18 protein-coding genes are annotated in these 20282 nt (G+C 51.0%); 8 read left to right on the top strand and 10 right to left on the bottom strand.

Going from position 1 to position 20282, the window contains the following annotated elements:
• Positions 1–61: 61 nt before the first annotated feature.
• Positions 62–961: a YwqG family protein gene (locus tag QWY82_RS09835; protein WP_290261766.1), complete on the bottom strand. Its 900-nt coding sequence runs from the start codon at positions 959–961 to the stop codon at positions 62–64.
• 538 nt (positions 962–1499) lie between these two features.
• Positions 1500–1949 (bottom strand): helix-turn-helix domain-containing protein, encoded by a 450-nt coding sequence (locus tag QWY82_RS09830; protein WP_290261764.1) that lies wholly within the window; start codon positions 1947–1949, stop codon positions 1500–1502.
• Between the two features lie 82 nt (positions 1950–2031).
• On the opposite strand from QWY82_RS09830, the gene QWY82_RS09825 reads away from it, so the two are divergent.
• Entirely contained in the window at positions 2032–2523 is a 492-nt protein-coding gene (locus QWY82_RS09825) for a DUF2938 domain-containing protein (protein ID WP_290261761.1), read from the top strand.
• A 37-nt stretch (positions 2524–2560) separates the two neighbouring features.
• Positions 2561–2785, top strand: a complete 225-nt coding sequence (locus tag QWY82_RS19935; RefSeq protein ID WP_353958685.1) for a DUF2798 domain-containing protein — start codon at positions 2561–2563, stop codon at positions 2783–2785.
• A 63-nt stretch (positions 2786–2848) separates the two neighbouring features.
• Here the strand turns inward: QWY82_RS19935 and sugE are convergent, their stop codons facing one another.
• From sugE to QWY82_RS09810, 3 genes are all read right to left on the bottom strand, one after another.
• Positions 2849–3166 (bottom strand): quaternary ammonium compound efflux SMR transporter SugE, encoded by a 318-nt coding sequence (sugE, locus tag QWY82_RS09820; RefSeq protein ID WP_290261760.1) that lies wholly within the window; start codon positions 3164–3166, stop codon positions 2849–2851.
• Positions 3167–3206: 40 nt separating this feature from the next.
• Positions 3207–4502 (bottom strand): M24 family metallopeptidase, encoded by a 1296-nt coding sequence (locus tag QWY82_RS09815; RefSeq protein WP_290261757.1) that lies wholly within the window; start codon positions 4500–4502, stop codon positions 3207–3209.
• A gap of 259 nt (positions 4503–4761) precedes the next feature.
• Positions 4762–5727 carry an AraC family transcriptional regulator gene (locus QWY82_RS09810; protein ID WP_290261754.1) on the bottom strand — a complete coding sequence of 322 codons (966 nt, stop codon included), beginning with the start codon at positions 5725–5727 and terminating at the stop codon, positions 4762–4764.
• A gap of 293 nt (positions 5728–6020) precedes the next feature.
• Here QWY82_RS09810 and QWY82_RS09805 point away from each other — a divergent pair, with 293 nt between their 5' ends.
• The 6 genes from QWY82_RS09805 to QWY82_RS09780 all read left to right on the top strand — a co-directional run bounded on the left by QWY82_RS09805 (position 6021) and on the right by QWY82_RS09780 (position 11776).
• Complete coding sequence (locus tag QWY82_RS09805; protein ID WP_290261752.1) at positions 6021–7379, top strand: flavin-containing monooxygenase; 1359 nt, start codon at positions 6021–6023, stop codon at positions 7377–7379.
• Entirely contained in the window at positions 7379–8284 is a 906-nt protein-coding gene (locus QWY82_RS09800; RefSeq protein WP_290261750.1) for a bile acid:sodium symporter family protein, read from the top strand. Before QWY82_RS09805 ends, QWY82_RS09800 begins: the two co-directional genes overlap by 1 nt.
• Positions 8274–9221, top strand: a complete 948-nt coding sequence (locus QWY82_RS09795) for an SDR family oxidoreductase (RefSeq protein WP_290261748.1) — start codon at positions 8274–8276, stop codon at positions 9219–9221. The genes QWY82_RS09800 and QWY82_RS09795 overlap by 11 nt, the downstream gene beginning before the upstream one ends.
• Before the next feature lie 4 nt (positions 9222–9225).
• On the top strand, positions 9226–10050 hold the full coding sequence (locus QWY82_RS09790) for an SDR family oxidoreductase (RefSeq protein WP_290261746.1): 825 nt from the start codon (positions 9226–9228) through the stop codon (positions 10048–10050).
• A gap of 1 nt (position 10051) precedes the next feature.
• Positions 10052–10783 carry a sulfite exporter TauE/SafE family protein gene (locus tag QWY82_RS09785; RefSeq protein ID WP_290261743.1) on the top strand — a complete coding sequence of 244 codons (732 nt, stop codon included), beginning with the start codon at positions 10052–10054 and terminating at the stop codon, positions 10781–10783.
• 189 nt (positions 10784–10972) lie between these two features.
• Positions 10973–11776: a hypothetical protein gene (locus QWY82_RS09780; RefSeq protein ID WP_290261740.1), complete on the top strand. Its 804-nt coding sequence runs from the start codon at positions 10973–10975 to the stop codon at positions 11774–11776.
• Between the two features lie 99 nt (positions 11777–11875).
• Here the strand turns inward: QWY82_RS09780 and QWY82_RS09775 are convergent, their stop codons facing one another.
• The 5 genes from QWY82_RS09775 to cobA form a co-directional block, all read right to left on the bottom strand.
• Positions 11876–13648 carry a bifunctional protein-serine/threonine kinase/phosphatase gene (locus QWY82_RS09775; RefSeq protein ID WP_290261738.1) on the bottom strand — a complete coding sequence of 591 codons (1773 nt, stop codon included), beginning with the start codon at positions 13646–13648 and terminating at the stop codon, positions 11876–11878.
• 209 nt (positions 13649–13857) lie between these two features.
• On the bottom strand, positions 13858–15327 hold the full coding sequence (locus QWY82_RS09770) for a NarK family nitrate/nitrite MFS transporter (protein WP_290261735.1): 1470 nt from the start codon (positions 15325–15327) through the stop codon (positions 13858–13860).
• Positions 15328–16245: 918 nt separating this feature from the next.
• Positions 16246–16572: a nitrite reductase small subunit NirD gene (nirD, locus tag QWY82_RS09765; protein ID WP_290261733.1), complete on the bottom strand. Its 327-nt coding sequence runs from the start codon at positions 16570–16572 to the stop codon at positions 16246–16248.
• 88 nt (positions 16573–16660) lie between these two features.
• Positions 16661–19204 (bottom strand): nitrite reductase large subunit NirB, encoded by a 2544-nt coding sequence (gene nirB, locus QWY82_RS09760; protein ID WP_290261730.1) that lies wholly within the window; start codon positions 19202–19204, stop codon positions 16661–16663.
• A gap of 14 nt (positions 19205–19218) precedes the next feature.
• The gene (gene cobA, locus QWY82_RS09755) at positions 19219–20139 is read right to left on the bottom strand and encodes a uroporphyrinogen-III C-methyltransferase (protein ID WP_290261727.1); all 921 of its coding nucleotides are present in this window, start codon (positions 20137–20139) and stop codon (positions 19219–19221) included.
• Positions 20140–20282 lie beyond the last annotated feature (143 nt).

Below are 20282 nucleotides of genomic sequence, written 5' to 3'. Positions count from 1 at the left end.
AGCCTCTACCCTAATCACTCCAGCCCAACATTGCCACCGTCATCACTGCAAGCTCAAGCAATCAGTGGCAATCCCAGTTATACCAGACTTGGTTAAAGTTTAAGTTCCTTAAATCAGCCTCTTGGATAAAAAAGTTGCCTATCCCTACGTCGCCCCACATGATGTCAATCTTTTCATTGGCATCGGTATCCATCTGGAAAAGCAACAGCCAATTGCCGTCCGGCGCATAATAACCTCTCGGATCTTCTTGGGTGAAAGATGCATAGCCACCCATCTTATGATCTGGCGATTTAATTAACGCATCATAAGCGTAGGCTTCTAGCTCTTCACCTAATGGCCCAAAAGGCTGCGCAATTGCGTCAAAGCGATAGTCCATTGGCGATGGCAAATCGCTTACCAAGGCGAAGGAAATAGCAGACTCGCCAGAGTAAGGCGATAGATCCTCGTCTAGGGGTACACTAAGTGGAGGTTCAAATACCGTTACCGACGCATCAACCTCAGGATGATAAATAACGGCGAAATTCCTTTTGCTATTAAGGTAGTTATCGAGCGTGTTGGTCTCATCCAGAAACTCGAGCCCGTACAAATCATCATTGCCGATGAAGAACTGCAACAAACCGCGCTCTGGCCAACCGTCGAGTCCAGTGGGAAGCTCGGAGAAATTAATTTGTGCAATAAAGTTCAATGGTTTAGCGTCTTTATCTAGAGGAAAAGCACTCTCCCTAGGCCAATAGGGCTTACCGCCAAACTTTGATTGGGACGCCAGCCTAACCTCGTCATCAGCTAGCGAAATTTTAATACTCGGTAAGGCCTGCGCCGCCAACAAAGCGCGCAAGCGTGGCCAGTCAGCCGGCTCCTGCTTATCCAAAGCTTGCGCAGGCTCGACTTTTGGCTTGCTTCGCACCTCTTTAAAAATGAACCACAATCCAGCAATGACGAGCAAGAGTAAAAGGAGCTTCATTGTTTTGTTTACCATAAGTGTAAAAATATTGGCCCAATAATACAGACAAAAAAATAGCCGCACTACTAACTAAACTTCAAAAAACAGTCTATTCCACGCGATGAATCACTCGACACAAACAACTTAACATGACAAAAAAGCAGCTTAAGTCAAAAAGGAAACTTGTAAGCCGAGAAGCCTACGCAAGTGAAGTATCGTTTTAGCTTACCGTTCGCCCGCCCATGGATCTGGCTGAAAACCATAAAAAGGATAACTAGATCCAAGCACAATAAATCTATAGGAAAAATAACCTACCCGGAAAACCCATTTACTGCTCGTTTGATAGGGCATTTTATCGAATGGGTAACCGACTTAGTGGCTGCGTAACCGGTGTTGATCATCCTGATACATTTAAGACTCGACCATCTCGTCTCGCCATAAACTTTCAGTAAAAAGTTTAAAAATAGTCGCACCAAAATCAGCTGACCCTGCACAGAGTCAGCTAATTACCCACTGTCTTCGTCTAAGCATCGATTTTCAGACCATTATCAATTGATCTTCATCGCTGTTTTAAACGCTTTGCACTGCGCTTGGCTGGCAGCGTCACCGTGCCTGAGTTACTTATCGCGCCCTGTGCCGCTAATCCAAGTAGCCGGCGAAACGTCGGGCATTCCATATGGCTGGGTGCAGAACATACCGCCGCATGGCGCAGCCCATTGCGCATAGCTGCCAACTTTTTTATGGTTTTATCCAATTCATCGGCCTTGTTGACGAGTAACGCTCGGTCGATCGATGGATTGCCTTTGGCACCTATCATACGACCTATCTCATCGAGCGAAAATCCAACCGTGCGGCCGAGCGCTATCAATGCTAACCGCTCCAAAATGTTGGCGCTAAACACTCGCCTTAAACCCTGGCGGCCAACCGAACTAATCAGCCCTTTTTCCTCGTAGTAGCGCAAGGTCGAAGCCGGCAGGCCAGACCGTTTGGCGACTTCAGCGATATCCATAAACACCTCTTGACCTCAAGTGGACTTGAAGTTGTACGCTTTCATCAACTCGAAATCAAGCGCAACCAAAGAGGTCATCAATATGAACAATCTAGCAACCATTGTAGTGATGGGTATTGGCGCCACCGCGACCATGGACCTGTGGGGCATTGCACGAAAACCACTGCTCGGCGTACCAGTGCCAGACTACGGCTTGGTCGGGCGCTGGCTAGGGCATATGGCGCGCGGCCGATTTCGCCACGACGCCATTGTGACTACATCGCCCATACGGGCTGAAGGCATCATCGGCTGGACGGCACACTATGTTATCGGTATCGGATTCGCTGCCCTATTAATTGCTCTCTATGGGCGCGCTTGGCTGCAAAACCCAAGTATTGGGCCCGCGCTTATGGTTGGCATTGGCACAGTAGCCGCGCCGTTTTTACTGATGCAGCCAGGCATGGGCGCGGGCATTGCCGCCGCCCGAACAAAAAACCCAGCCTCTGCTCGGGTGCAAAGTTTACTCACGCACAGCGTTTTTGGGGTCGGCTTATACCTAACCGGCTTGGCCATACAAGCCACAGGCTCATTGTAAAAACCAAATATCATTAACTAGACATAGGAAATTAGAAATGCGTATACCCGCACGCTTCGCGCCCATTCTTTTCAGCGCCCTGCTTTCAGCCATCATGGTCTGCATTGTATCGGCTTTCGTCCTGGTAATTTCACAAGGGCTTCACTCAGATTTTTTGGCTCAGTGGTTTAAAAGTTGTGTCACAACCTGGCCAATTGCCTTTCCAACGGTGGCGGTTGTCGCGCCGTGGGTAAGACAAATGGTAGGGCGGATCACCGTGTAAATTTGGACTTGTTTCAACAACTGGAAATGGCCACCGGTAATTCAGTGGCCTGCAACAGATAACTTACGCGTGAGCGAGTTTAAGACCAACGATCCCGGCGCATATCAACCCTAGGCTGACGAGTTTGAGCATTTCGGTAGATTCGTTGAACAACACAATACCCAACACCGCTGTTCCAACGGCGCCAATACCCACCCACACGGCGTAAGCTGTACCCACAGGCAAGCTTTTCATCGCCAGCCCAAGCAGCAAAAAACTGACAACTAATGACAGCACAGTGGCTACCGATGGCCAAAATCTTGTGAAGCCCTCGCTATACTTCAGGCCCACGGCCCAGGCTATCTCGAATAAACCCGCGACAAAAAGAATCATCCAGTTCATACGTATTACTCAGCTAAATGAGGTCAGTTTGTACATAAACCTAAGCCAATTTACCGAGAGGCTTTTCTAAACTCTCTGGCGGTTCCGTAAACCAAGCAGGGCCTTTATTGGTCATGTAGATACAATCTTCTAGGCGCACACCAAATTTACCGGGCAGGTAAATGCCGGGTTCATTTGAGAAACACATACCGGGCGATAGCTGTGTTTGTTCGCCTTTCACAAAGTTCACCGGCTCGTGGCCATCCATACCAATACCGTGCCCAGTGCGATGGCTTAAGCCCGGCAACTTGTAGTTGGGGCCAAAGCCTTCTTGCTCATAAAATTTACGCACCGCGTCATCCACTACACCCGCGTGCTGACCTAGCTTCGCGGCTTCGAATGCAATGCTCTGGCCTTTGCGCACAAGGTTCCACACTTTTTTCTGCTCAGTACTCGGCTCGCCAAACACGAAGGTGCGCGAAATATCCGATTGGTAGCCCTCTACCGAACAACCGCAGTCCATCAAGACTATTTGCCCCTCTTCAATCACGTGAGGTTTGTTTGAACCGTGCGGGTAGGCGCTGGCCTCGCCGAACAAGGCCATGGTCCAAATACCCTTACCGCCAAGTTTTGCCTGAGCGCTACTCATCAAGCCGTTAACATCGGCAGGCGTCATGCCAACCGCGAGCTGACGGTATACGTGGCCGTAAGCCGCCAAGGTAATTTCATTGGCCTTTTTCATCAGGGCAATTTCGGCGGCGCTTTTCATCATGCGACAGCCGCGCGTAATAGATTCCGCGCCGGTAATTGCCATGCCCGAGACGGCTTGCTGTAACCCTTGCACCACAAAATAGCGCACCGTCGCTTCCACGCCTATGCGGCCATTGCGAATGCCTCTATCTTTCAGAATGCCGGATATCAACGCGAAGGGATTTTCATGTTCGTGCCAAGTGCGCACATCATCGCCAAAGCTCATCGACTCGCGCACACTGGGCTCTTCAAAAAAAGGCGTGACAATGGCGATGTCGCCCTCGCGCGGAATGATCACCGCCGTTAAGCGCTCGCTGCGCCACCAACTAATACCGGTGAAGTACAACATGGCCGATCCCGGCTCTATGACCAGTGCATCAATTTTAAATTGCCGCATCAAACGCTGCGCTTTGGCAATGCGAGCAAGCCGCTCTTGCACAGAAATTTTTTCAATACTGCCGGTTATATCCTGTAAATCATCTAGCGTATTTTCCACCGGTTTAGCAGGCACCTCACCGCCACTATCGGCACGCACTAAACCAGACAAAGGTGCAGCCACAGCCGCCAAGGCAGAAAGTTTTAACAACTGCCGCTTCGAAATGCTCACTATTATTTCCTTTTTAAAAAAAGTTTACAGCGTACAGTTGACAGTTAACAGGAAAAAACAAGCACACCACAACCAATTTTCACCGCCGCTATCGCTTTCTACGTTTTGCTTTTGCTTTTGCTTTTGCTTTTGCTTGTAGTTTGTAGGGGGCGGCCCCCCGCCCTGTAGCCTGTAGCTAAAAAATCAACACCGCCCTTCCTGTAAACTGTTAGCTGTAAGCTGTAAGCTGTAAGCTGTAAGCTGCAATCCGTGAACTGGTTTACCGCCCCTTAAACTGCGCCGGCGTCATGTCGCGCCAGCGCTTGAAGGCTTTGGCAAAACTGCGTTCATCCGAGAAGCCCAACTGTTCGGCGATATCCATGGTGTGCACTCCGGCGTCAATTTGCTGTTCGGCAAGTTGACAGCGCACATTGTCTTGTAGCAGCTTGAAGCTCCCCCCCTCTAGCCCTAACTTGCGATTTAAATGCCGGCCGCTCATATGGAGTTGCTCGGCTATGTCTTCTTTCGACGCCGCGGGCGTGGCGCGAATGAGTTCGGCCACACTGCGAGAAAAACTACTCGCTTTCAAGCGCTCTAACGCTTCATCGGCCAACACGCGCATGCGCTCAAACACTTGCGCATTGGCTTGTACTACCGGCAGGCTTAAAAACTCGGCATCGAAGGCCATCACATCGGCCACTTGGTCATAGGCGACGGGACAGCCCATCAACGCCTCAGCGCTGTCGCAGCCGTCGGGCGCCGGGTGCGCAAAAGACACCCTTTTGGCGCTAAAAGCCCCACCCGTGAGCCATCGAGTAACTGCTAAGGTGGAGCCCATGACCGCGGAGACCCGCTGATCTCGGCAGGTATCGTAATGGGGTGCATAGATAAGCCGGCATTCGCCAGCTTGTTGAGTAAAGGTGAAATCGCCGCCCTCGCCGACGATGCGATGGTAATCGATCAAGGCATCGAGTGCGTCTTCGAGGGTTTCGCAGCTCATTAACAGGAAACCCACCACATCTAAGTTGCCCGGCTGCACATTGAGGCCGGCGCGCAAGCCAAATAAAGGGTCGGCACTCGCTGACACACAAGTCTGCCAAAGCGTGTCTAGGGCCGACAAAGGCAGGCGCTCATGGCCTTTATGCGCCTCCAGCCAAGCCTGTACCTCGGCTGGAAGCTGCGTCGCTTGGGCCTCTAAGGTCTTGAGAATAGCGCGAGTGAAGTGAATAGTGACCGTCAGTTCCATGCTTGCCCTTAGTGGCTCTATTTTTAAGGTGGTTCTATTTTTAAATGGTGGTTCTATTTTTAAAGGTAATTCTATTTTTATAGCTGATTCATTTTAATCGCTGCGACCGCCTGCGCCCTGGCCTATGTCCCGTCTGGACATTATTGGTCTCAAACGGCTCCAGTCACAGGCGCATCAGCTACCTAGTATAGGATGTCACCGAGTGGGTACTTACATAGGTATATTCAAGGCTACCTACAAACCAGCCACCTAGGCTAATAATAACGAATGATTGCGCACAAACCGGAGTAACGATGCAGAGCCAACAACACTACGCGATTATTGGCGCAGGCCCCATGGGTTTGTGCACCGCACGGCAACTTAAACAATACGGCATTGCCTTTACCGGCTTCGAGCTGCACAGCGACGTAGGCGGCCTGTGGGACATCGACAACCCGCACTCTACCATGTACCACACCGCGCACTTAATCAGCTCCAAGCACATGACCGAGTTCAGCGCCTTTCCGATGAGAGCGGGTGTAGCCACCTTTCCGCGGCACGACGAGCTGTGCGCTTACTTTAAAGATTACGCCAAGGCGTTCGATCTTTATGGGCACTATGAATTTTCCACCAAAGTCATTCACTGCGAACCCAATGACCAGGGTTGGGCCATCACCACGGAAAAAAACGGCGTGCAACAAACGCGGCAGTTCAAGGGCCTGCTCATTGCCAACGGCACCTTGCACAAACCTAACACCGTCGCGCTACCCGGAAAATTCGACGGTGAGTTAATTCACTCGAGCCACTATAAATCGCCCGAGCAATTTAAGGGCAAGCGCGTGCTGATTCAGGGCTGTGGTAACAGCGCTTGCGACATTGCCATCGACGCTGTGCACTTTGCCAAAAATATCGATATGAGTGTGCGCCGCGGCTATTATTTCTTACCTAAATTTATCATGGGTAAGCCTTCCGATACGCTCGGTGGTGCGATCAAATTACCGCGTAGGCTCAAGCAAATTATCGATGCCTTTTTAATTCGCATGATCATGGGCAAACCCAGCCAATACGGCTTGCCAGACCCAGATTACCGCATGTATGAATCGCACCCGGTGATCAACTCGCTGATTCTGCATCACCTTGGCCATGGCGATATCTACCCGCGCAAAGATATTGTTCGAGTAGAAGGTAAAACCGTCACATTCGCCGATGGCGAAAGCCGTGAATACGATATGATTTTGCAGGCCACGGGCTACCAATTAGATTACCCCTTCATCGCCCGCGACGAATTAAATTGGCAGGGCATGGCGCCCTCGCTGTATTTAAATGTGTTTCACCCAGAGCACAAAAATTTATTCATGATGGGTATGGTGGAAGCCACAGGTTTAGGTTGGCAAGGGCGAGACGAACAGGCCGAGATGGTAGCGCTGTACATCGCCCAGCAACAGCATGGCAGCAATAGTGCTAAAGCGCTCGCGCAAACCGTGCAAGAAAAAGCCGGGCAGCGCGCCGACGGAGGCTACGCCTACCTTGAACTAGAACGCATGGCCTATTATGTGGATAAAACCACCTATCGCAACGCCGTTATTGCCCACACTAATGCGCTAAAAGCGGACTGGCCAGAGCACCAACTGCCCAAGCAAGATGCACACGCATCATTGGCAGGTCAACATTAATGGCTAGCGAAGTCAGCTTCGGCGCTGACCAACTACTGCTGCTTAATGGCATTTTGGCACTGATGATTTTTGGTGTGTCACTGACCCTAAAAGTCGAAGATTTCAGCCGTATAGTGCGCGCGCCAAAAGCACCCATGACCGGCTTAATCGCGCAATTTATGCTGCTCCCCGCCTTTACCTGCGCCGCCACTTGGGCCGTGGATATGGAGCCGACCATGGCGCTGGGTATGATGCTAGTGGCCGCCTGCCCAGGCGGTACTTTTTCTAACATCATGACCTTTATTGCGCGCGGCAACTTAGCGGTATCGGTGAGCATGACCGCCGTTTCCAGTGTTGCGGCAGTGCTGTTAACACCCTTTAACTTTGCCTTCTACGCCAGCCTAAACCCGAACACAAAACCCTTATTGCAAACCATTGCCTTAGACCCCTTGCAAATGGTGAATCTTTTTATTTTCGTGTTAATACTGCCGCTTATTGCGGGCATGTTGTGCGGTAAGTTTTTTCCCCTGCTAGTCAAAAAAAGCGAACAACCTTTTCGTTTGTTTTCCATTGGTGCGCTACTGGTATTTGTCGCCATTGCCTGTGGGAAAAATTTACAAGCTTTGATTTCACACATGGGCCTCCTTACGGTGCTGGTTATTGCGCACAACACCTTTGCCTTAGGTCTTGGCTTTATTGCCGCTAAACTAGGTCGGCTTACCGAGCCAGACACGCGTGCGGTTACCTTGGAAGTTGGCATCCAAAATTCAGGCCTTGCCTTAGTTATTCTATTCACCTTTTTTCCCGATCAATCCAACATGTTGGTGGTTGCAGCCTTCTGGGGCATTTGGCACCTAGTCAGCGGCGGTTTACTGGCAACCTATTGGAGTCGATCAGCCAAGCAGGAGACAGCTTTTGCCCACTAAACGCATTCTTATTACCGGCGCTGCTGGCTACATTGGCTTTCAGCTGGGTGAGCGCTTATGTCGCGACTTCAGCGTCATAGGCGTAGACATTCGGCCGCGCAACGATGCGCACTTTCCCATTCATGTGATAGACATTCGCTCGCCCCAATTGAGCCAACTGATGGCCGTAGAAGGTATCACTCATGTGATCCATTTAGCCTGCGTGGTTGAACCTTCGAAAAATGTGCAGCGCGATTACGACATCGATGTTAACGGCACGCGCAATTTGCTCGACGCCTGCGTGACCAACCACATCAAACACCTTACCGTTACCAGTTCAGGCGCAGCCTACGGCTACCATGCAGACAATCCAGACTGGATTGTGGAAACCGATCCACTGCGCGGCAACGACGAATTTTCCTACGCTGCACATAAGCGTTTAGTGGAAGAGATATTGGCCGGCTACCGCAAAACCCACCCCAGTTTAAACCAATTAATATTTCGACCCGGTACAGTGCTGGGCAGCGATACCAATAATTTAATTACCCAACTGTTTACCGGTAAACGGCTGCTCGCCATTTCTGGCTCGCCCTCGCCTTTTGTTTTTATTTGGGATCAAGACGTGATCGCATTGATAGAGCAAGGCCTGCGCGAAGAAAAGGTGGGCCAATACAATATGGCCGGCGATGGCGCCATGACTATTCAAGATATTGCAACAGCCTTAAACAAACCCGTGTTAAATTTGCCTGCAGGCCTAGTGAAGTTTTTATTGCGCGTGGGAAGTGCCTTGGGCCTAACCCGCTATGGCCCAGAGCAAATCAACTTTCTACGCTATCGGCCGGTGCTATTAAATGAGGCGCTAAAAGCGCAATTTGGCGGCAACTTACAAAAAACCTCGCGCGAAACATTTTTGTATTTTGCCGAGCACGCGTTAAAGCTCGCACCAAAGAAAGGATAACCCCATGAATTGCACACAACCCGTTGCCCTAATAACAGGCGCTGCCAGCGGCTTGGGCTGGGCACTGGCCGAGCAATTGTGTCAAAAAAACTATGCCCTTGTACTGGTCGATCTCAATTCCGAACTGTTGCAGGCGCGGGAGAAAAGTTTACAGGGTAAAACCCGTGTGCTGTGCGTGAGCATGGATATCACCCAAGCCGCCGACATTGAAACACTGGTCGAGCAAACGCAAAACAAGATGGGCCGCTTGGACTGCTTGATCAATAATGCTGGCATCACCCATCGCTCCTTAGCCGAACATACACAACCGGCGGTGATTCGAAAGGTCATGGCCGTGGATTACCAAGCCCCGGTGGAAATAGCCCTGGCCTGCTTACCACTCTTGCAGCAGAGCCGAGGTAAGATCATTAACATTAGCTCCATGGCCGGCTGGATGCCGGTGTTGGGGCGCGCCGGCTACTGTGCCGCGAAGAGTGCTTTGCATCAATTTTTTGAAACCCTGCGCTGTGAGGTGCGCGGTGACGGCGTTTCTGTACTCATGGTTTACCCGTCTTTTCTCGATACACCTATTGAGCAGAACGCCTTGGGTTTCGATGGTAAACCGGCTACCCATGCGCGTTCTATGATTGGCAATATGCGCAGCCCCGATTGGATGGCGGGGAAAATTATTGACGCGATGGATAAGAATCTGGAGCGGCTATTTCCCGATAAATTTACCTGGTTTGCCAGTTTGCTGTATAAACTGGCGCCAGGCTTTTTCCTCAAGCGTATGAGTCAAAAATTTGCCTCTGAACTCAACCACAAAAAATCACTGATAGCGCAGCCCTAATATGCAATGGTTTCTCCTCGGCTTATTTATTCTACTTAGCTATACCCTCGAAGCCATTACCGGTTTTGGTTCCATTGTTATCGCCGTGTCCTTGGGTGCGCTGATCATGCCCATCGCCGATTTGCTGCCTGTGCTCGTGCCATTGAATATATTTATGTCTGGCTATTTGGTGTACAAACACCGCCGCCACATTCAATGGCCACTGCTGCTTAAAATCATCGCGCCACTGATGCTGCTCGGCACTATCGCAGGTACTTGGTTAAGGCCGGTACTCGGCAACGCCGAATTAGCCGCTATATTTGCCTTAGTCATTGTGGTTTTCGGTGCCCGTGAGCTTTACAAAAGCCTGCGCAAGGTCACCGATCACGCGCACCCGCGCTGGCTCAATCAACTCCTCATCGCCGGCGCCGGTATCACCCACGGTTTGTTCGCCTCCGGTGGCCCACTGCTGGTGTTCTCGCTGGCGGGATCGAAAATAGACAAAGGCCAAATGCGCGCCACCCTGCTCGCGGTTTGGTTTTCACTCAACAGTTTGTTGAGCGCGATATTTCTCTACCAAGGCGCGCTCACCCCAGTGTGGCCGAAACTGCTCATGTACCTGCCGCTGTTGGTGGTTGGCGTATTAGCGGGCGAGTATTTACACCACCGCGTGTCCGAGCTGACCTTTCGTCGGTTAATTTACGTTATTTTGATGTGCACCGGCGCGCTGCTATTCATTCGCGCCTGGCTTTAAATCCGGTTAAAAATTAGGCGCATTCACCGATGCGCGCATTAGTTTGACGCAAACTTTCGTAGGGCGCACCAACACTGCGCAGCCTGAACATCGCGATAGGCCAAACCTCTCGCTTCTAGCCTTGCATACTTGGTATATGGTTTGCATTGAACAGCGCATACATTAACTGGCTGTTCAAAAGGTACTATCATGAATGCCGATGCCCGCATAGAGCGCACCCTACCCCGTCAAACCACCCAGCTTGACCCGAGTCTGGCGCTTTTTGCCGAGCTGATCGGCCTGCTGCAAATGCACCGAGGTGCCAGCCTTGCGGCTCTGGGCGGCGTAGAAAGTTTGCACAAGCATGCCTCAAGCCTGCACCCACAAATAGATACCCTGATCGCAAAAATTTCCTACCAAGCAATACAAACCGATCCCGCACAGTGGTCGCTAATTACCGGCGAGTGGGAAAACACCCGACGGCATTGGCGCCAAGACAACGCCCTGAGTAATTTCGAGATACATAATTTTCTGATTGAGCAATGCCATCGTATGCTTTGGCGCTACGTGGAAAGTCAGGCCTCGCCCACGCACAAGGAAGTTGAAGAATTCTTGTTTCGCGATATTCCCATGCATATTGAAGGCCTTGGTCAGTTGCGCGGCCTGTCGAGTTACGCATCGGCAAAAAATGCCGAGCCCACCATCGTCAACACCTGCAAACCGCGCATCACTCAACTCAGCAAACAAACGCACCTAACCTTGGTGGAAACCCAGCGGCAATTAATCAAGCTGGCCAATCAAGAAGATAGCGCTAGCTTAATGCCAGCCCTACAAGCACGCATTCGCCTCAGCGGTCAGTTCTTACAATGCGTGCAAGATCAACTCAACCCTCGGTTAGACAACGCCCCCCAACCGGAAAAAATCTTTCACCTAGGTACGCTCGCCATCGAAGCCAACCAGCGGGTTTGGACCGACTTGGCCACAAGCTGTTACAAATCCTATACGCGACACTAGTATCTATATTTGTGCAAGGCAGCCTTTATTTGTGCAAGGCAGCCTTTGCACAAATTCAATGGCTAGATTTCACAACAATAACGCATTTAGTCGGGCGAGCTAAGCGAAAAACCACACATACTGCGAGCAGATAACAACAAACAGTAATGCGCAGAGCAGCTTCCAAAACACCACAGGGTTGCGCTCTAGCAGTGGAGCCGACTCGAACTTCTGCATCAACTGGGCATTCGGCTGCGACAAATCGTGGATAAACTCCGAGTAGGCTGGGTAGCGAAACTTCGGCCTCGGCGACAGGGCTTTGCGCAGAGCCAAATCGAGCCAAACAGGGACATCTTTACGGTGAGTGCGAATACTTTGGTACTGCCAAGCTTCAAACTGAGTCGGCGGGTTGCGCTGCATATCCGGAATATCGAAGGGTAACTTGCCGCAAATCATTTCGTAGGCAATGGCCGCCAAGGAAAACAAATCGGATCTATCGGTGGCTGGCTCTCCCAGCAGATACTCAGGCGCAATATAATCTACCGAGCCGACCGGAACATGCTCCATCAATGGTGTTGATATTTCACCTAAGCCAGCAACGAACACAGTGCCAAAGTCAATAATAATCGGCCGACCGCGCTTATCGATCATAATATTTTCAGGTTTTAAATCGCGATGAATCATACTCAAACGTTGAAACGCGCGCAGGCTATTGACGATCTTATCGAGCATATCGCGCACAGATTTTAAATCCGGCTTAGGATTGTCGTAAATCCATTGGCGCAAGGTTATGCCTTCAACATACTCGCACACGTGGTAGAGAAACGGGCTGGCATCGGGCCGTGGCAATATTTTCATCACCCCGGCATGATTCAAACGCCGGCCCACCCACTGCTCGCGAATAAAGCCCTCTAAATACTGCGCATCATCTTTAAAGTTTTCCGACGGGGCCTTTAGCACCTGCAGCTGATTGTTGTGAATATCTTTAACTAAATATAAATGCGAACGGGTGCCCGCATGAATGATCGATTGAACTTCATAGTGATCAATTTTTTGCCCTTCCTGCAAAACCGGCGGAATAGCAAGCTGGGTCAAGCTGCGATGCACTTCATCGATTTCCGCCAGCGGCAACTCATCAACTGTCACCAACAGGCAGGTCAGGTTATCGTCACTGCCATTAGCCAGAGCCGCGTTGGAAAGCGCCGCTGCCGCTTGCTCGAGCTGACCTTGGTGGGCGTCAATAATATCGACCATCTCGCGCTCGGTTAACCACTCGTGGATGCCATCAGTGGTTAGCAAAAAGGTATCGCCCAGCGCAATCTCTTCAGTTTGGTAATCCACCTCTAAGCGCGAATCCATACCGAGCGCTCGAGTTAGAAAGGTTTTTCGCCCCGCTTGTTGATGACAGTGGTCGCGGGTAATCTGCTGTAAAGCACCCTGCCTTAAAGCGTAAATCCGACTGTCGCCGGCGTGAAAAAAGTGTGCGGTATTGGATTTGAAAATTACGCCACTAAAGGTCGTCACTAATCCGTTATGGCGCGCATTGCTCTGCTGGCCGTGATGATAAAGCCAGGAATTCAACGACGACAAAACCCGCGCCGCTGCCATCTTGACCGGCCAAGTATCGGGCGTAGAAAAATAATCTTCAATAAACAAGGTGACACTGGTGGAGCTTGCCTGTTGCGCGTTTTCACTGCAGCTCACGCCGTCGGCTATGCAGGCTATACCGCCTTTGAGAAAGCGTGCAGACCCGGTGGGAAGATGCGCCGCAAAAGCATCTTGATTTTCCGCTTTTAGGCCAGCGCGCGAACTGCCGCCAAAACGCAGTTTCAGCGCTTTCTTGCCCGCCAATGCGCTATCTTCAAGATCAACCCCGTGGCTATTTATGGACAATCGTTTCTCACCTTTGGACACTTAGTCCAACCGCCTAAATCTAGGTTTATACCTAAACTTGCACCTTAAATGAAACCTACTATAAAACCTACAACTAATGCTAACCAGACATCTACCCGGAAACCTAAACTCAACGCTGGCTCTGCGCCAATGACAGGTTACAAATTCCCGACAGATTAAATAACAGCGGGGCTAACCCCGCCTGAAAATTAGCTAACGGTAATTAACTCCACTGAGCCATCTTCGCGCACTTCCGTGATATGGCCCTTGGGCTCTTCCATAAACAGCAAGGTAATAAAGCCAACCACAGCGGTACAGGCAATCACGTAGAAGAACGTTGAGTAGTCAACGAAACTCAACACCGTTAAATACACCACCGCGCCAACATTGCCATAGGCGCCGGTCATACCGGCTATTTGGCCAGTTAAACGGCGCTTGATTAACGGCACCACGGCAAACACGGCACCCTCGCCCGCTTGCACGAAGAAGGAACACGCCATGGCTGCAATAACTGCCATGACCAAGGGCCAACCTGAATCGACCATACCCATTACCGCGTAACCAATAGCTAATCCTGCGGTTAAAATCAACAGGGTTGACTTGCGCCCAAAGCGATCTGAAAGCCAACCGCCACCAGGACGCGACATTAAATTCATAAAGGCGTAAGCCGAGGCAACCATACCCGCCATCACAGGGGTTAAGGCGAAGGTATCGGCAAAGAACAACGGCAGCATAGAAATAACCGCGAGCTCGGAGCCAAAGGTAGCAAAGTACAAAACATTCAACACTGCCACTTGCTTAAATTTATAGCGATGCATTTCCGGTACCGGCTCAACAAAAATATTTTTGTTCACCTTCCATACGTGGCTCAGCTCGTAGATAAACAACAGCACCAAGCCCACATAGCAAATCACCGACACAGTTTCTGACAACATGGACACGCCGGCGGGCGACAACTTCCAGGTTAACAGCGCGAGAGCGGCGTACATCGGAATTTTCATCAAAATCAGCAGGAAGAAATCGCCTTTACTGGTGACTTCAATGGCACCAACATTTTTCGGCTTAAAATAAGTTGAGCCCTTGGGGGTATCGCTAACGTTCAGATAAAACACCACTGAAAACAGCAAACTCATGAGGCCAGTGATGCCAATGGCATAGCGCCAACCGTCGTCGCCACCAAACAGCACAGCAATGGTTGGCAGGGTGAAAGCCGCCGCCGCGGAACCAAAATTACCCCAGCCGCCGTAGATACCTTCCGCCGTGCCCAGCTCATTGGCAGGAAACCACTCGCTGACTAAACGAATACCGATGACAAAACCAGCGCCGATGAAACCCAGTGCAAAGCGCGCAATGGCCGCCTGTAAAAAGCTATCGGCCAAGGCGAACATAAAACAGGGAATGGAGCACAAGGCCAACAATCCCGAGTAAACCATTTTAGGCCCGAAGCGGTCGGTGAGCATGCCAATCACAACCCGCGCGGGAATGGTGAGCGCCACGTTCAAAATCAACAAGGTTTTGATCTGAGACTTATCCAAACCGAGCGACACCGCAACCGCTTGCAGCAGGGGTGCAAAGTTAAACCACACCACGAAGGTGATGAAAAATGCCATCCAACTCAGGTGCAATATTTTCATTTTGCCCGAAAAGGAAAACAGGTTAAAAGACCGGGTGCTGCTCATGTCTACTCCCTGAAACAGTTAAAAGTAAGAGTTTAAAATTTGTTAAAGGTGTATGAGCAAAGGCCATGCCTAGTTTGAAACATTGGCTTAAATAGTGGCGTTAAGGCGAGATTATCGAGAAAAAATAGCGATTTGGCTGCCCTGTGCACTCGAATAGCACAAGGCGCCAGTTTTTGGTCAGCAATACGCGGCGATTTACGCACAGACATGGGGCGAAGCGCACTTGTTGGGTGCGCAAGCAAGCTGCAAGCTGCAAGCTGCAAGCTGCAAGCTGCAAGCTGCAAGCTGCAAGCTGCAAGCTGCAAGCTGCAAGCTGCAAGCTGCAAAAAGAGTTTCTGTTTGGATCAGATTAAGATGCAAGCTTTTATGACTAAAAAGGGCTAACGCGTGGCGGGAAAGGTAATTTATCTTAAAACTGGTAGATGAAGCCAAAGGGCGGTTTGCGGGGTCCCGAAATGTCGGACCAGACCATCCGGCTTGCGGCTTGCGGCTTGCGGCTTGTAGCTTGCGGCTTGTGGCTTGTGGCTTGTGGCTTGTGGCTTGTGGCTTGTAGCTTGTAGCTTGTGGCTTGTGGCTAATCCCGCCCACCTTCCCGGACTTCTGCCCTCCCAGGTGTACAAAATGGGATTGTGCCAGCGTAAAGAGCCGACCCGCCATCCATGGCGTGGCTTTGTTAATTCTCGGCAGTGAACTTGAGCAACACCTTCCCGGGCTCCTGCCCTCCCAGGTGTACCTACATCCTGTAGGCAAAAAAGCAGGTTTGGGGAGTTTTGCGAGCAATGCTTAGCGTCGCTTGCAAAACTCCCCTCGCCTGCAAAGGTGCAAACTTTATCAACAGACTTAGCGATACGACACCGACGTCGCTTTTGCTCTGGCCTGTCAACTGTCAACTGTTAACTGTCATTTGAAGCTAGAAAATCAAACCGAAACCTGAACCTGGCCATCCACTTCGCGGACGGCGTAAACAGGAATGCTGACATCCTCTTCCAAACACTTTCCCGTTGCCAAGACAAAGTGCTGCTTATAGAGGGGCGATGCAACGACGAGATCTTCGCCTATGGAACCTTGAATACCGCGGGAAAGCACATTGGCCTTGCCGAAGGGGTCAAAGTTATCTAACGCAAATAATTTCTTTTCTTTCAGGGTGCGAAAAATAGCCACCTGCTTTCCCGCAACCAGTGCACACACACCAGTACCCGGAATCACATCTTCTACCTTACACACGGCTTGCCATTGTTCTGTCATGATACCTTTCTCGTTTGGTGCGAGCCATGCCGCGCTAGACACAGCTCAAATTTCAGTTGATAGCTACTAAGCATTAAGCCATTTCGCGTTAAGCCATTTCTGGCTCGACCACTTCTACCGCTGCAATACGCTCTTGTTCATTGGCGGGGCGAATTTGCTTGCGCTCTACCACGTAGGCCAAATTGCTATCGCGGCTATCAGTATTTATGAAGTGACTGAAACGCTTTAATTTTTCAGGGCTTTCTATCGTGGTTTTCCACTCGCACTGGTAGTTGCTTATGTTGTGCGCCATGTCGGCTTCGAGTTCCGCACCAATCGCGAGGGCATCGTCGATCACCACTTTCTTCAAGTAGTCCAAACCGCCCTCCAAATTTTCCAGCCAAACCGAGGTGCGCTGTAAGCGATCGGCGGTGCGCACATAAAACATCAGGAAGCGATCCACATATTTAATCAGGGTTTCATTGTCGAGCCCTGTAGCGAATAAATCCGCGTGGCGCGGGCGCATGCCGCCGTTGCCACAAACATAGAGGTTCCAACCTTTTTCCGTGGCAATAATACCCACATCCTTGCTCTGCGCTTCGGCGCACTCGCGGGTACAGCCGGAAACGGCGAACTTCAGTTTATGGGGCGAGCGCAAACCCTTGTATCTATCTTCAATTTCGATAGCCAAGCCAACGGAGTCGTCAACGCCGTAGCGACACCAGGTCGAACCCACACAGGATTTTACCGTGCGCACTGATTTACCATAGGCATGGCCAGTTTCAAAACCAGCGTCAACCAGAATGCGCCAGATCTGCGGTAAATCGTTCAATTGTGCGCCGAACAAATCGATGCGCTGACCGCCGGTGACCTTGGTGTACAGATTAAATTGCTTCGCCACTTCGCCCAATACGATTAATTTCTCCGGGGTAATTTCTCCCGCCGCAACGCGCGGCACTACCGAGTAAGTGCCATCTTTTTGTAAATTGCCCAAGAAAATATCATTGGTATCTTGCAGGCCAATGTGCGCATCTTCCAAAATGTAATCATTCCAGAAAGACGCCAATATGGAGCCGACGGTGGGTTTACAAATTTCACAGCCGTGGCCCTTGCCGTGACTCTCTAACAATGCGTCAAAACTGCGCACTTTGGTGGCGCGCACGATATCAGCCAACTGCTGACGGGAATAGGCGAAGTGTTCACAAATATCGTTTTTCACTTCAACGCCCAGCTTGGTTAGCTCGGCATCCAGCACTTGCTTAACCAGCGCTGTACAGCCACCACAACTGGTAGACGCTAAAGTCTCGGCCTTCACATCGGCCATAGTTTGCGCGCCATTTTGTACGGCGCAACAGATGGCGCCCTTGGAGACGTCCATACAGGAACAAATTTGTGCGCTGTCGGGTAGCGAGTCCACACCCATTACCGCACCGGCGCCATCCACCGAGGGTAAAATCAATGCATTGGGGTCGTCTGGCAAATCCATTTCATTAACGCAAAGTTGCTGCAAAATGCCGTAGCCGTCGGCATCACCCACTAACACAGCACCGAGCAAGCGGGTGTTATCGGCCGACACGATGATGCGCTTGTACACCTCGTCCACATCATTGCTGTAGGTATAACTTTTACAACCGGGGGTATTGCCGTGGGCATCGCCCACCGATGCCACATCGACACCAAGCAATTTTAATTTGGTGCTCATATCGGCGCCGGTAAACTGTTGATCGCCGCCGGTGATATGCGAAAGCGCAACCTTGGCCATTTCATAACCAGGCGCTACTAAGCCATAAATACGACCGCTCCACAGCGCGCACTCGCCAATGGCATAGACATTTTTAACCGAGGTTTGGCAATGGTTATCTACCACAATGCCGCCGCGCTCACCTAAATCGATACCGCACTTGCGCGCCAACTCATCCTGCGGCCGAATACCGGCGGAGAATAAAATCATGTCGGTTTCAAGGTGGCTACCATCGGCAAAATTCATGCGATAGCGACACTCTTCGCCGGCAACAATCGCCGTGGTCGCTTTTTGGGTGTGCACGCGCACACCTAAACCTTCAATTTTATTGCGCAGTAACTTGCCGCCGCCCTCGTCCAACTGCACCGCCATCAAGCGCGGCGCAAACTCCACCACGTGAGTTTCCAGCCCGGCTTGCTTGAGCGCATTCGCGGCCTCCAAACCCAAGAGCCCACCGCCCACCACAACACCCACCTTCGATTGCTGGGCCGACGCGGTAATGGCCTCCAAATCTTCGATGGTGCGATAAACCAAACAGTGTGGTTGATCATTACCGGGAATAGGTGGCACGAAGGGGAAAGAGCCGGTTGCCAGTACTAATTGATCGTAGGCTTCGCGCCGACCACTGGCGGTGATGACTTCTTTATTGTCAAAGTCGAGATCAACCACCTTATCGGATAGAACATAGTTCACGCCCTTATCTTGATAATAAGATTCCGTGGTTAAGGCCAAATCCTCGGCGCTTGAACCGGAAAAATACTTGGACAATTGCACCCGATCGTAGGCCAGCCTAGGCTCTTCGGAAAACGTGATAACTTGATAGTTGTTGGCGTGATCAGAGGTCACCACATTATCAATAAACTTGTGGCCGACCATACCGTTGCCAACGACTACGATGCGTTGCTTACTCATATTCTTTCCTCACGTCAGGCTGACAATTTTTCCCAAGGGGAATTTTTATTAATAGAATTTGAAACACTCGCCAGCGCATTGCCTGCAACAGGCGTTGCCACTTCGGCGTAAATATCTTGCTGTTCTGGGCTGGCAATTTGCTCTAGCCACTGCAGCTGTTCGCGCAGGCGCACCACCTCGCCAACAACAATTAAGGCCGGCGATTCAATCTGATGACGCTCGACCAAGTCGGGCAAGTGCGCAAGGCTCTCGGTAAATACACGCTGCTGAGCCGAGCAACCTTTTTCGATAATGGCCGCGGGTGTATTGGCGCTAAGGCCAGCGCTTTGCAACTCGCGGGCGATAGTGGCTGCAGATCCCAAGCCCATGTAGAACACCAAGGTGTGTCCGCTGTGCGCCAGCGACGACCAATTGATATGCAACTCCTTCTCGCCGTGCGCGGTGACAAAACTCACCCCCTGGGCGATACCGCGATGGGTTAACGGGATGCCTGCGTAGGCCGTTGCGCCAGCGCCAGCGGTGATGCCGGGCACCACGTCGACGGCAATGCCGGCCTGCTTAAGTTCCAACATCTCTTCGCCGCCCCGGCCAAACACAAAGGCATCACCGCCTTTCAGCCGACAAACGTGTAAACCGAGCTGTGCGGTTTCTACCAGAAGAGAATTTAAATCCTGCTGGGGAATGGAATGACGATCTTTTGCTTTGCCCACATAAATAGCAGGCGTACTGCTCGGAAATAAGGCACGAATATCTTCGCTAACCAAGCGATCATAAAAAATAACATCGGCTTGCTGCAGTGTGCGCAAGGCTTTTACCGTGAGTAAATCTGCATCGCCAGGCCCTGCGCCCACCAGGGACACGCGCCCAGCTGCAGCGCTATTACGCGGCTTTAACCGGGCGAGAAAATGGGTTCTTGTGGCTGGGCTGGCTGGCATATTGGCTGACTCCACTCAGTGTGTTGCGCTAAGTCTTGAATAACTTATGTTCTAGTGAACTGCGCTAATGCACTGAGTAGAGCAAAGACAATGCCAATTAAAATTATTCGTTAATTTTTTTTAAAAAATCACGCCGTTGGTTA

The organism is Simiduia curdlanivorans (assembly GCF_030409605.1).
GTDB lineage: Bacteria > Pseudomonadota > Gammaproteobacteria > Pseudomonadales > Cellvibrionaceae > Simiduia > Simiduia curdlanivorans.
This window is presented reverse-complemented; position numbering and strand designations above follow the sequence as displayed.

Bases quoted from the DNA above. Each gene is read 5' to 3' on its own strand.
- cobA (WP_290261727.1), bottom strand. From the start codon at position 20,139: ATGCCAGCCAGCCCAGCCACAAGAACCCATTTTCTCGCCCGGTTAAAG.
- QWY82_RS09790 (WP_290261746.1), top strand. From the start codon at position 9,226: ATGAATTGCACACAACCCGTTGCCCTAATAACAGGCGCTGCCAGCGGC.
- QWY82_RS09785 (WP_290261743.1), top strand. From the start codon at position 10,052: ATGCAATGGTTTCTCCTCGGCTTATTTATTCTACTTAGCTATACCCTC.
- QWY82_RS09830 (WP_290261764.1), bottom strand. From the start codon at position 1,949: ATGGATATCGCTGAAGTCGCCAAACGGTCTGGCCTGCCGGCTTCGACC.
- QWY82_RS09770 (WP_290261735.1), bottom strand. From the start codon at position 15,327: ATGAGCAGCACCCGGTCTTTTAACCTGTTTTCCTTTTCGGGCAAAATG.
- QWY82_RS09810 (WP_290261754.1), bottom strand. From the start codon at position 5,727: ATGGAACTGACGGTCACTATTCACTTCACTCGCGCTATTCTCAAGACC.
- nirD (WP_290261733.1), bottom strand. From the start codon at position 16,572: ATGACAGAACAATGGCAAGCCGTGTGTAAGGTAGAAGATGTGATTCCG.
- QWY82_RS09800 (WP_290261750.1), top strand. From the start codon at position 7,379: ATGGCTAGCGAAGTCAGCTTCGGCGCTGACCAACTACTGCTGCTTAAT.
- QWY82_RS09780 (WP_290261740.1), top strand. From the start codon at position 10,973: ATGAATGCCGATGCCCGCATAGAGCGCACCCTACCCCGTCAAACCACC.
- QWY82_RS19935 (WP_353958685.1), top strand. From the start codon at position 2,561: ATGCGTATACCCGCACGCTTCGCGCCCATTCTTTTCAGCGCCCTGCTT.
- QWY82_RS09805 (WP_290261752.1), top strand. From the start codon at position 6,021: ATGCAGAGCCAACAACACTACGCGATTATTGGCGCAGGCCCCATGGGT.
- QWY82_RS09835 (WP_290261766.1), bottom strand. From the start codon at position 961: ATGAAGCTCCTTTTACTCTTGCTCGTCATTGCTGGATTGTGGTTCATT.
- nirB (WP_290261730.1), bottom strand. From the start codon at position 19,204: ATGAGTAAGCAACGCATCGTAGTCGTTGGCAACGGTATGGTCGGCCAC.
- sugE (WP_290261760.1), bottom strand. From the start codon at position 3,166: ATGAACTGGATGATTCTTTTTGTCGCGGGTTTATTCGAGATAGCCTGG.
- QWY82_RS09825 (WP_290261761.1), top strand. From the start codon at position 2,032: ATGAACAATCTAGCAACCATTGTAGTGATGGGTATTGGCGCCACCGCG.